Here is an 11,931-nt window from a genome sequence, read left to right on the forward strand (position 1 = left end):
CCACTATCCTGCCTAAAGTAAGGTGGTGCCGGATCAAGACCCGAGCCTTAGACTGCCAGCGACAGCATCTATCACTCGATCCTGATGCTCCTCCAACCCCAGCCACAAAGGCAATCGCACCAAGCGGTTAGCCAAATCCTCAGTCACCTCCAGCCGGCCATCAACCCGCGATACGGCTTGTCCCTGAGGCGATGTATGAAGCGGGACGTAATGAAAGACACACTGGATTTCCCGTTCCTTCATCAATTCAATAAATATCTCCCGATCCTTCAAGCTCTGGAGCAACAGATAATACATGTGCGCATTGTGTCCACAGCTATCAGGTATGATAGGCAAGCGTACACGCCCTTGAGACTCCAGTGCGGCAAATGCCCGATGATAGCGATCCCAGATGCGTAACCGCCTACTTATGATATTTTCCGCCTCCTCAATCTGAGCCATCAAGAATGCTGCAATAATTTCTCCAGGCAGATATGAGGATCCAATGTCGACCCACGTATACTTATCGACCTGTCCTCGAAAAAATTTACTGCGATCGGTACCTTTTTCCCGAATGATTTCGGCACGTTCTACCAATTCTGGATCGTTGATCAGAAGCGCCCCACCCTCGCCCGAGATTATATTCTTGGTCTCGTGAAAGCTAAATGTACCTAGATGACCAATCGATCCCAGTGGGCGGCCTTTATAACTGGACAAAATTCCCTGAGCGGCGTCCTCGATCACCAAAAGGTTATAACGTTTAGCGATCTCCATGATCACATCCATCTCGCAGGAAACGCCCGCATAGTGAACAGGCACAATCGCGCGAGTTCGCGGAGTAATCGCCTCCTCGACCTTAGATTCATCGAGATTAAGCGTATCAGGGCGGATATCCACGAATACCGGCACCCCTCCCCGCACCACGAAAGCGTTCGCAGTAGACACGAAGGTATAAGACGGCATGATAACTTCATCGCCAGGACGAATATCGGCGAGGATAGCTGCCATCTCGAGCGCCGCAGTACAGGAATGAGTCAAAAGAGCTTTTCGACAACCAACACGCCGCTCTAACCAGAGCTGGCAATGTTTGGTATAGCTACCATCCCCAGCCAATTGCCCTTTAGCATGCGCCTGAGAGATGTACCAGAGCTCTTTGCCACCCAAATATGGCTTATTGAATGGTATATGATTCATCTCATGAGCCCACACGACGGTCCGCGTTCATGGATAAAGCCTTTCTATCAAAGCCGCTGGATTCTAGGGACACTTCCCAGCCAGGTGAGAATACCCACAATTTTTGCCCAAAAAATATCAAAGCACCGCATAATACTATCGCTACAGCCTGAACGATAGCATGAGGCAACATAATAATATCTACAAATACCATAAGCAAAACAAGATTGAAAAAATAACCGAATGCATAGACGATGATATAACGCACCAAGATATCCGGATGATTGCCTGCGTATTGAAAAGTCCATGCTTTATTAAAAACAAAGGTCTGCAATACGCCCAAAACGTACAACAGAGTCATCGCAATTTTATAGCCAAACCCTATCTTCGTTAATATCAGGTACAACAGGTAGAGGAGAAAATTGGAGACCAAGCCCACAATAATGAAGCGGGCACCCTGAATACGCCAGCTGTTCATGCGAGAAATAACCTTCGGTTCAGTCGATTCATTCCCTGCCCTCTGATGCCAAATAATCCTTTTCCAGATCAAGAAGACCTCGACTCCTCGATTTGATCCGCTTAGCTGGAACCCCAAAATATATCGACCAGGCATCGGTGGATTTGGTTACCATAGACATCCCTCCTACTGCCGTCCCCTCATTCAAGGTGACTCCAGGTAGAATTATCGAGCAGGCCCCTACGATGGAATGCCGCTTGATCCTAACAGGAGCTTTAGATTCATTTTTATAACGATCCGGAACTGTTGGATTAGTCAAGGTAACTCCCGAATAATCGTCCGATTGAGAAAATACATGACATCCGTAGGCAAGACCTGAGAAGTCCTCAAAAACCACCCCCTCCTCACCTCCGGCGACATTACAGAACACAGCAATATGCACATTGCTTCCAATCGTGACATTACCCGAAATCACACAAAAATCATCGATACGCGAGTGATTGCCAATGACTATAGAACCAGGGTCGTAAATCGATGCCTTATCGCTCACAAGAACATCTTCACCAACTCTCTTGAAGCCTATAGCGAGCAGGTCTTGCCTTGACAGAAAAGCCATAACACTTCCTTTTCGGTTTTACCACCACAACACTAGACAAGCACTGAATCGCGACGATAATTAGTCGCTTGATTAGCCCTTTGTCAGCCGCATCAACAATCAGTAATAATTATTCCTCAAGAAAAAGACCGCCAAATACAATAGACCAGCAGAAACATGAGTTAAGAAGGCCGCCATGACAATCATGTTCTTCACAGATTTAGCCCCATAAACTTTAATCTTGACCGCAAACCGAGCCATTACTACCATAAAAAGAATATACGTACTAATTACGCATTGCCAAAAAAAGTTACCATGAAATTGGCGAGGCCCCGTTTCAGTAAAAAGCACAAATACAGCAATAGCAACCACATACCCTACGAGAGCATACTGAAGCAATATCTCATTTTTTAGATCTCTCCAATAAAAAACCAGAAAAAACAATGGAAAGACAACAGAAGCAAGAAAAGAGACAAATATATTACTGGAATAATGGCCCCAAATATAAAATGGCGCTATATCAACCCCCGAAGCCTCTGATGATACGCTATTGTATGAAAGCATAAAGATCAAGTAGTACTGCAATAGCAGACCAGCCCCGGCCAATAACACTGGTATCAAATTATACCAAAGCTTAGAACCGATACCATAACGCAACAATAACATAACAGGATAAGCCAGTAAAAACACAAAAAGATAACTAGGCTTTGCAATCAAATTTACCGCACACAAAAATACCAGCAAAACAGCCTTCCATACTGTTGGAGTTACCAATTGATCATATGAAACCCAGAAAAGCAGCAAAGCTGCTGGCATCACAAATATAGTAGTGGAATTATGCCAAACATTTGGCGGAACTTGCCCGACATAAAATGTTTCAACTGGCAAACTGAACGCCAATAATAAAAGAGCACATCCAGACAAAACGATCAAATTCAACCTTGCATCATAATCCACTTTATCAGCCAAATATCGCGAAACAAACATACGAGTAACAATGTATTTACCTGACACAGAAACAGCTAGCACTAGCGCGGAAGCAACAAGCAGGCGCAAATTATCAGAGTCAAAAAACGATACCGCATACACTACGATGTAATATAAAAAATTTGCTGTAGGGGGAACCTCACCCCGCAAATAGGCGCTTATATATAACGCATGAGCCTGTATATCTGTATCTATACCCCCTAAAACAATCCCAAGAAAAATCAGCAAAGATATGAAAAAGACAATAACATCCCATGCTGTAAAATAGCGAACCAACATAATATTCACCTTGCAGTAACAACCAAAATCATTTCTCATAATACACGACAACAAACGAAAACAAAGTGCCGCCTGTAGTGCAACTCATAACATCTTAGTTATAAGCTGTTTGAAAATCTGATCTCGTTTTCATACCATGCTCCCAATTCCAAAAAAGCCACCCAATAGCCCTAGTAACATTTCAGAAACAACCCGAACAGTTGCCGATTAAGGCATCTCATTACACACAAGTTCATAAGTCATGAGATTCCCTGGCGTATTTGATCCCGGCGGCCACGTCTCTGATGCGCTGCAGACCGAGCCAAATGGTCTTCACACCGGGCTCGCCGTCGCCCTTACGTCCGAGAAAGCCGCCCTGACGGGCGATCAAGCGTAGCACCTCGTTGAGGCGCGGGGGCTGCTTGGGCACGGGCTTCTTGGCCAGGATGTAGGCCGCTTGCCACTCCTCGGGTTCGAGCAGCAGCAAGGCATCCAGGTCCGGTACCGTGCGTCCCAGACGCGTCAGTCGGGCGATGCGCCATCCCACCACCAGAAACACGAAGGCGCGTTCCAAGCGCTCGACGGTGCCCAGTTGCAGGACCTCGACACGACAGCCCTCCTTGAGCACCAAGAACAGCAGCTCGATTTCCCAGCGCGCCAGATACCATTCGATCAGTTCGACGACGGTCTCGAGCGTCTCAGCCGCGCGGTTAGTCAGCAGACACCATTCAATTGGTTTGATGCCCTTGGGGGCCTCAAGGTGATCTTGGCACCGATCCGAGAGCCTGACCCGCCGAGCATAGAGTTCCTGGCGCACCTCTCGGGCGGCGCGCCCGCGTCCAGACGGCAAGGTGAAGCGCACCTCCCCGAGCGGTTCGGTTTCCAGCACACTCCCCCACAGCGTCTTGCCCTCTCCACCAGGCAACGCGCGGTTATGCTTGGCGCGCAACAGCCAATCGGCGGGGGTTCCCAAATCCCGAGCACGGACCATCAGGTCCAGAATGTCGGCCTCACGATCCGCCACATAGACCAGGCGGGTATCGGGCAACTCCCGGGCCAAGTCCGCGACCCGTTCATAGCCCTCTTTCCAGCGCAAACTCTCGGGGGCGCCTGGGCGGTGCCCGTCGGCGTCTTTTGGCTCGCGCGCCCACATCCAGGCATCCAGGACACCCAACGGCTCGCGCTCGGGCGTCACCGCATAGGTCGGATGCAGATACATCCCCCGCTGGGCCTCGTAGCTCAAGGGGCCAAGCCCTTTGATCGTCTGGCCGTTGAAGTCCAGCTCCGTGGTGTCCTGCAGACACAGCACCACCGGATGGGCCGCCATGCGCGTCTGCGTGCACTGACGATGTGGCTCGAGGATGTCGAGCCAATCGTAGGTTTCACTGCCGAGAAAACGATGGGGCGCCTGCGTCTCCGTTCAGCCGTTGTAGGCCCCCGGAATACTCGCCGTCGGATGCTCGGGCAGGCGCGCGATCAAGTGGATCGCGCGCCGGTTACGGCGCGTGTCGCCCAGGTCAATCGATGCCAATTCTTCCGACGCCCAGCCCATCGTTTGCTCCAACATATCTCAAAAAAACAGCCCGCTATCGTACACTCAAAGTTCCGTGCAATGGGATGCTCCTAACCCAAACACTCGATCCCTCCGTTGCGAGAGACCAATGACCATAGCTTTACCCATATCTCTTCAAGAGATTTGTGTACGCCGCTGTAAGGCATTGAGTCGGCGCATTGACGGCGACGACAACTGGATTCGCAATATCGAAAACAGGTGCCGTAAGTGCTTGAGCGAGCAGGTCAGTCCAACTTATAGGTTAAAGATATGACCAATGACGCAATGATTGAGGCCCGAGATACAGCATTACGAATATGTTTGCTCCCTCACCAGATAGGGCGGCCGCTCCATAGAACGAAAATACATTAACGCAATATATTCACCAATGACTCCTAAAGCCAAAAGCTGCACTCCTGAAAAAATAGCGATAATTGAAGCTAAAAAAGCAAACCCAGGAACACGACTGCCATAAAATAAATAATGTATACAAACATAAGCAAGCACACAAGCGCCAAACAACGAAAACACAAACCCAAGCATACTTGCCATCTGCAAGGGACGTGTTGAGAATCCAGTCATCATATTCAAAGCATGACGAATTAATTTTCTTGGAGTATAACCGGATTCACCGTATTTTCGAGAATCATGCCTAACATGCACTGCTGCAAATCGAGCCGCCCCCCAGGTAAGCAGGACATCAATATTGACAGAGGGGCTACGATAAGCCGAAAAAGCATCTCGTATCTCAGCCCTGAAAACCCGAAAAGCGCTGGCATGACGAGCACTTTCCGCGCCCATAGCACTTTGCAAAGCAATCTTGGTTATTTGAGAAGCCAAGTCCCTTAATAATCCGTGCTGCTCGCTCTCTGGCGGACCATAAACAACGTCATAGCCTTCATCAAGCTTATTAAGTAATTTAGGTAGTTCCTCAGGCGGATGCTGGAGATCGTCGTCCATAGTAACGATCACACTACCACGCGCCTCCCGAACACCACATAAGAGCGCGTTGTGCTGACCGTAATTTCGACTCATTTTAATGCCTCTTACACTGGCATGATCTCTAGCCAATTTCTGGATAATACTCCACGAATCATCGCCCCCGCAGTCTTCGACAAAAAGGACCTCATAATCGACACCAATCCCACAGAAGACTACATTTATGCGCGCATACAATTCTTCCAGGCTGTTCAAAGCACGATAGACAGGTATGACGACAGAAATCATTATGATAAACCCTACACATAACAGAGAGACCAAGCTAGGTGATAGCCGAATAAAACCCCACCCACGCAACTGCAGAGACGAACACTCCGACAAAAAACAAAGGATATAAAATAGGATTCGCAGTACGTGCTGCCAAGAAGAGAAAGATTAGCAGCGAAGGAAATAGATACCTTCCCTGAGCTTGATAATCTGTAGTAACAGAGTAATAGAGCGAGGCAGTCACATTAAGCAAAATAAACCCAAAGGAGAGAAACCTCGCCCCCCAACCAGGGACCAAATATAAAGCACAGAACACAAAAAACCCCAAGCCGAAAAAGTAGAAACCATAGTCTAGAAAGTAATTCATGCCACCCAACACGCCATACAATGACAAAAAGCTACTGAGATACCAGTCGGAGTCGAACAGGACCTCGATTCTAGGTGGCGCAGACAAGATCGCCACATACGCGGGATCAGCATGCTGCAACTGAGCGTCTCGAAACGACACTCCCGAATACAAATAATCCATCCAGTTCGCAATATTACGCCATCCTCCAAGAAGTACTCCAGAGAGAATCGTCAACGGATAGCGTTTCATGACAGTCGAAATGCGCTCACCTTCCGATAAACATAGGGACGAATAGAGGCCAAGCAGGGCATAAGGCAGACAAATCGCTAGATAATGCGTTTTCAATTGCAACCCTATTACCAAAACAAGCAATATTCGGGACCTCACCCGAAGCGACTCGCTCCAAGCCACAGAAATAACTACCAATGCCATGAATAGATTGAGCAGATCCCCGTTAAAATAATGAGAGACAAAAACGATCTGAGGCACACAGAGAAACAGTAGCACAAGGCTCGTCACCACTCTCCTATCCGTAATAGCGGCCACGAATAGCGCCAGTAGCATTACAATCAATAATTGCGCGTATCGGAGCGATGAACTCCAGTCAACAGGAAACAGCACCTCGATGACCGTTGCGGCCTTGGCGATCAATAGATAGCTCAGATCCGGAAATCCAAGGACATAATTGGTCCCCCAATATGGAGAGCGGTATAGATCGCTGGTGGCACTGGGCGGCAGAAAATGGTCCACATACCATTTGGCGGACTCGATATGCAGCAACTCGTCCGGGGCGAGCGTCGTCGGCAGCAGGGCGATTCCGACATAGCTCGCGATGCAATAGACGAGGAGAGAGAACATCAGGGCCATGCGATCGCCGGCACGCTCATCGCTCATCGCGGCACGGGTTTTCACCACCAGAAACAGCAACGAACCGAGACCGGCCAGAAACAAAAAATTGATCGCGGCGCCATGATCGGTATCGCCCTCGATCGCGGACCCTGCCCCCCCATTCAGAGCGATCTCCACATAGGGATCCTCGCCATTGGAGACCCAGTCGCAATCGCCGATCCTGGACACATGGTGCTCGAGCAGCACGGAAATCCCCGAGCACCCCAGAACCGACTCGGTGCGCTGAAACGGACGCCCCCGGACCAGACGGACATCATTGATCTTCAAGCGCTGAGGAACGGTATCGAGATCGAGCCGGAATCGGTCGGTTGCGGCAAGAACCAAGCGACTCACACCCTGGAGATCCCGCTCGACCTTGAATGTCTTGCTGTTGTATTCCCGATAGCCGGTCGAGGGATCGAAGAAATAGACCTGATAGCGATCGCCATCCGTCACGAACTCGACTTGACTCCGATCGACGTCACGGCCGAAAAACACGGCGGCGACGACGAACAGCAACAACCAGCCCCAATTCCGGGCAACCAAGGCCGAGACGTCCAGCCTCTCGAGAGCGTCGACTTTCATCTGATCGGATCTCGGGGCGCCTGGTCAGTCGAACCTCAGGATGTCATCGCCCTGGAGGGCGAATGTCGCCGGCGCCACCGGCTGGGCGGTGCCTCCCTGCTCATGGGCCTTGGACAAGTCGCCCAGCAGACTCAGATGCTGTGCAGACAGCAGTTGGCAGTAGGCGACGGTCATCGCGCCGCTGCGCCTCAGATCGAGAAATGCCTCGTCCTTCAGTTTATTGAGCTCGGACTCGTCGATCCGATAGAGACCTTCGATCGGACGCTCGCCGCTCTCGCTTTTCAGGGTGATCGACCAGGGGCGAATCACCTCGTGACGCGCCAGCGCGGCACAGGCGACAGCGGTAGGACTGCGGTTGGACTCGACCTGCTTGAGGAACTCCAGCACTTGGGACACCGCCTCGGTCGGCTCGCCCTCCTCGGTCAACAGCGGCTCGCCCTCTGAATTCCCCCCGAACCACTCGCTGTCTTCGTCGACGCAGAGCGCGAACTGATCGTCAGGCAGTTTGCCGAGCGCGAAGGGATGACCGCGCAAGGCGGCGGGAACATAGCGTCCCAGCCAACGGCCGTCCGGGGCGACGAATAGGTTCTTGCCCGGCGCGAGCCCCATCAACGCCACCAGCAGGAACGCCTCCCCTTCGCGGATGAAGGCCAGCGGCATGGCCATCGATGCCTTCGGCATCTCCGAGAGAACCACGGGAGCCACACTGGTCCGAGCGGCGAAGGCATAGGAGGTGAAACGGCGCCAACGCTGATCGGCGTGACGCTCTAGAGAGATGGGAGCGAGTTTGGGCATTCGTTCAGATCCTCTTCATTGGCCGACCACCGAGGTGCGACGGTCTTCGACACAGCTATACTCTTGAATCGACCTCGCTCGAAGGCAGGGTGCGACTAGGCATCGACCGATGCCGAAACGATCGAGTCCGTCTCGCGGCAAGACGATATCCATGGAGTTAGAGTCATGAAACCATATCGCCACATCCTGCTCTGCCTATGGCTGGCGGTCGCCAGCACCCATGCAACAGTAACACCCGATTGCGCCGACAGCTGCCTTCTGGGAACCTCGGGCGAGACGCCGATCTGCGAGATTTGGGATTCCTCCAGCCAGTCCTGGAGCACGGACGCCTTCGTGACCGGCCCGGGCGCCATGCACAACCTGGCGAGAGACTATACCAGATGGCTGCACGCCTGGATGATGCCCGCGGGCGGCGTGACCAGTACCCTGTTCGCCGATCCGGCGCTGGACCGGGTGCGGGAATACGGCGGTCGCCGCGACTCGGCGATCTGGACCGGAACCTATCTGGCCGCCGAGGCGCTGCATTTCATGGCCACGGGCTCCCCAGACGCCTCCCGCTGGATGCGGGAGACCCTCGGCACACTCCACCGCTGGTGGAACATCCCGGGCGATCCGGGCTATCTCGCCCGTTACGCGGCCCCGGCGGACAGCCCGCAGCCGATTCTGAACCTGCTGCCCGCCGAGGATCCGGAGGTTCATCGCAACGTGACTTACGCGGGTTCGACATGGCACTGGCGCGGCAATATCAGCCGCGACCAGTACCAGGGCGTGCTGCTCGGCTATTCCCTGGCCTACACGGCGACCCGAAGCCCGGCATTGCGCGAGACGATCCGCAGCGACGTCGTCACCTTCGTCGAGCAGCTCATGAGCAGCGATCGCCGGGAGGTCGCGTTGCGGCTCGACGGCGTGACGCTCTCCTCGACCGTCAGGATTCCATATGCCGTGTTCAGCGAGGCCGAGATGCCGAGCGGACGGCCGATGCTGACGCTGCAGACCAACCCCTTCGAGGCGTCGGGAGAGGGCGTGCTCTTCTTCACCCCGGATGCGGCCGAGCTGATCCGCCAGCTGCCCGGATTCGGGCGTTTCTCGAGCCTGCCGCTGCCGACCCAGGCGATCCAGCTCGGCGCCATCTTCCGGATCGCGCTCCAGGTCACCGACGGCGTTCCGGACTATGCCGCGCGGCGCCAGGCGATCGCGGAGCACTACCGGCAACATGTCGGAGAATGGCTGGACATCGCGGCCGATTGGGAGAACAGCAACGACTGCGATCAGGGCTATTTCGGCCTGAACATCGGCTTCATGCCGCTCTACAGCTGGATCCGGCTGGAGACCGACCCGGCGATCAAGACCCGTTTGCAGCGCGAGGTGCTGCGCGACGCCCTGTGGGCCGAGGTCGCCGATCACAAGAACGTCTTCTTCGCCTTCATCTACGCCTCGCAGGCCGCCGCGGGCGATGCCTCACGGGACCTGATCGCCGCGAACGCCGCCCAGCTGGCCCGTTTCCCGATCGCGCCCAACCTCGCCAAGGGACGCGATCTGCGCGGCATCTATCCAGAGAGCGAGGAATGCCCCGGGATCTCGGCGGTCGCCGTCGATGTCGACGAGCGGGTACCGGCGACCTTCGTCTGGGAGCGCCATCCCTGGAAGCTCTACGATGCGGGCACGCCCAATCTGGTCTATCCGGGGATCGACTATCTGATGGCCTACTGGATGGGCCGCTATTACGGCTTCATCGCCGACGACGCGCCAGGCACCTGCCTCCTGTGGAGGCCGAAATAGCGCCCCCGTCAGCCTCTGCGTCGACCTCGGCCGGGCGCGGGCCGGCGCGCGCGCGAAGTCTCCGGTGACCCCCTCGGCTTGCGGCGCCCTTCCGGGGCGCCTCCGGTTCCGGCCGGCTGGAAGCTCGGAACCAGATGGCGCTTGCCGTTGCCGATCAGATCCGCCCGCCCCATATCCTTGAGCGCCTGACGCAGCAGGGGCCAGTTCTCCGGATCGTGATAGCGCAGAAATGCCTTCTGCAGCCGGCGCTGACGCTGTCCGCGCACCACAGGCAGGCGCGGCGACGTCCGGGTCACGCGCCTCAGCGGGTTGCGCTCGCTGTGATACATGGCGGAGGCGATCGCCAGCGGCGTCGGCAGGAAGGACTGAACCTGATCGAGCCGGAAACCGTTGCGCTTGAGCCAGAGCGCCAGGTTCAGCATGTCGCGGTCGGTCGTCCCCGGATGCCCCGAGATGAAATAGGGGATCAGATACTGCTCCTTGCGGGCCTCGCGAGAGAAGCGCTCGAACATGGCTTTGAAGCGGTCGAAGGTGCCGATCCCCGGCTTCATCATCATAGAGAGCGGACCCTCCTCCGTGTGCTCCGGGGCGATCTTGAGGTAGCCCCCGACATGGTGCGTCACCAATTCCCGAACATAGGCCGGCGAGCGTACCGCCAGGTCGTAGCGCAGCCCCGAGGCGATGAGCACGCGCTTGATTCGGGGGATGGCGCGGGCGGCCCGATAGAGCTGGATCAGCGGCTCGTGATCGACCTCGAGGTTGCGGCAGATGTCCGGATAGACGCAGGACAGCTTGCGGCAGGCGGCCTCGATGCGCCGGTCCCTGCAGGCCATGCGCCACATGTTGGCGCTGGGACCGCCCAGATCAGAGATGGTACCGGTGAAGCCGGGCGTGCGGTCGCGGATGTCCTCGACCTCGCGCAGGATGGATGCCTCCGACCGGCTCTGGATGATCCGCCCCTCGTGCTCGGTGATGGAGCAAAAGGTGCAACCGCCGAAACAGCCGCGCATGATGTTGACCGAGCAGCGGATCATCTCCCAGGCCGGCATGCGGGCGTCCCCATACCGCGAATGCGGCCGGCGGCTGAAGGGCAGCTCATAGACCCGGTCGAGCTCCTGGGTCGTCAGCGGGATGGGCGGCGGATTGAGCCAGACGTCCCGGTCCCCGTGGGCCTGGACCAGGGCGCGGGCGTTGCCAGGATTGGTCTCTTGATGGAAGACGCGCGAGGCGTGGGCATAGAGCACCGGATCGTCGCGCACCTGCTCGAACGAGGGCAGGCGCACCACCGTCCGGCCGCGATCGGCCGGACGCGGCCGGCTCGGCTCCGG

Annotated in this window: 9 protein-coding genes and 1 pseudogene; 1 reads left to right on the forward strand and 9 read right to left on the reverse strand. The window is 54.9% G+C overall.

The genetic code is table 11. The features are described from left to right. Positions 1 to 33: 33 nt before the first annotated feature. From rffA to D779_RS06395, 8 genes and pseudogenes are all read right to left on the reverse strand, one after another. Positions 34 to 1,173 carry a dTDP-4-amino-4,6-dideoxygalactose transaminase gene (gene rffA / locus D779_RS06370; protein ID WP_043751195.1) on the reverse strand — a complete coding sequence of 380 codons (1,140 nt, stop codon included), beginning with the start codon at positions 1,171 to 1,173 and terminating at the stop codon, positions 34 to 36. A gap of 1 nt (position 1,174) precedes the next feature. Beyond that, positions 1,175 to 1,630: a GtrA family protein gene (locus tag D779_RS06375; protein ID WP_052347891.1), complete on the reverse strand. Its 456-nt coding sequence runs from the start codon at positions 1,628 to 1,630 to the stop codon at positions 1,175 to 1,177. Positions 1,631 to 1,658: 28 nt separating this feature from the next. Next, complete coding sequence (locus tag D779_RS21570) at positions 1,659 to 2,225, reverse strand: acyltransferase (protein WP_081763362.1); 567 nt, start codon at positions 2,223 to 2,225, stop codon at positions 1,659 to 1,661. A gap of 99 nt (positions 2,226 to 2,324) precedes the next feature. After that, on the reverse strand, positions 2,325 to 3,470 hold the full coding sequence (locus D779_RS22140; RefSeq protein WP_157726337.1) for a hypothetical protein: 1,146 nt from the start codon (positions 3,468 to 3,470) through the stop codon (positions 2,325 to 2,327). Between the two features lie 232 nt (positions 3,471 to 3,702). After that, positions 3,703 to 5,001 (reverse strand): annotated as a pseudogene (locus D779_RS06380) (IS4 family transposase). Positions 5,002 to 5,310: 309 nt separating this feature from the next. After that, positions 5,311 to 6,228, reverse strand: coding sequence for a glycosyltransferase family 2 protein (locus tag D779_RS21575; RefSeq protein WP_081763364.1), 918 nt, complete (start codon positions 6,226 to 6,228; stop codon positions 5,311 to 5,313). A gap of 34 nt (positions 6,229 to 6,262) precedes the next feature. Next, on the reverse strand, positions 6,263 to 8,029 hold the full coding sequence (locus D779_RS06390) for a hypothetical protein (protein ID WP_043751199.1): 1,767 nt from the start codon (positions 8,027 to 8,029) through the stop codon (positions 6,263 to 6,265). A 24-nt stretch (positions 8,030 to 8,053) separates the two neighbouring features. Further along, positions 8,054 to 8,824 carry a SapC family protein gene (locus D779_RS06395; RefSeq protein ID WP_043751204.1) on the reverse strand — a complete coding sequence of 257 codons (771 nt, stop codon included), beginning with the start codon at positions 8,822 to 8,824 and terminating at the stop codon, positions 8,054 to 8,056. A 165-nt stretch (positions 8,825 to 8,989) separates the two neighbouring features. Between D779_RS06395 and D779_RS06400 the strand changes: the two genes are divergently transcribed. After that, positions 8,990 to 10,603, forward strand: a complete 1,614-nt coding sequence (locus tag D779_RS06400; RefSeq protein ID WP_043751207.1) for a hypothetical protein — start codon at positions 8,990 to 8,992, stop codon at positions 10,601 to 10,603. 8 nt (positions 10,604 to 10,611) lie between these two features. Here the strand turns inward: D779_RS06400 and D779_RS06405 are convergent. Beyond that, the coding region (locus D779_RS06405; protein WP_043751264.1) for a YgiQ family radical SAM protein at positions 10,612 to 11,931 on the reverse strand (1,320 nt) is incomplete at its 5' end.

The sequence above is a fragment of the Imhoffiella purpurea genome (genome assembly GCF_000585215.1).
GTDB classification, from domain to species: domain Bacteria; phylum Pseudomonadota; class Gammaproteobacteria; order Chromatiales; family Chromatiaceae; genus Imhoffiella; species Imhoffiella purpurea.

What these genes read in the sequence shown, in the direction of transcription:
- D779_RS06395 (WP_043751204.1), bottom strand. Translation starts at nt 8,824, where the DNA reads ATGCCCAAACTCGCTCCCATCTCTCTAGAGCGTCACGCCGATCAGCGT.
- D779_RS21575 (WP_081763364.1), bottom strand. Translation starts at nt 6,228, where the DNA reads ATGATTTCTGTCGTCATACCTGTCTATCGTGCTTTGAACAGCCTGGAA.
- D779_RS06375 (WP_052347891.1), bottom strand. Translation starts at nt 1,630, where the DNA reads ATGAACAGCTGGCGTATTCAGGGTGCCCGCTTCATTATTGTGGGCTTG.
- rffA (WP_043751195.1), bottom strand. Translation starts at nt 1,173, where the DNA reads ATGAATCATATACCATTCAATAAGCCATATTTGGGTGGCAAAGAGCTC.
- D779_RS06400 (WP_043751207.1), top strand. Translation starts at nt 8,990, where the DNA reads ATGAAACCATATCGCCACATCCTGCTCTGCCTATGGCTGGCGGTCGCC.
- D779_RS22140 (WP_157726337.1), bottom strand. Translation starts at nt 3,470, where the DNA reads ATGTTGGTTCGCTATTTTACAGCATGGGATGTTATTGTCTTTTTCATA.
- D779_RS21570 (WP_081763362.1), bottom strand. Translation starts at nt 2,225, where the DNA reads ATGGCTTTTCTGTCAAGGCAAGACCTGCTCGCTATAGGCTTCAAGAGA.
- D779_RS06390 (WP_043751199.1), bottom strand. Translation starts at nt 8,029, where the DNA reads ATGAAAGTCGACGCTCTCGAGAGGCTGGACGTCTCGGCCTTGGTTGCC.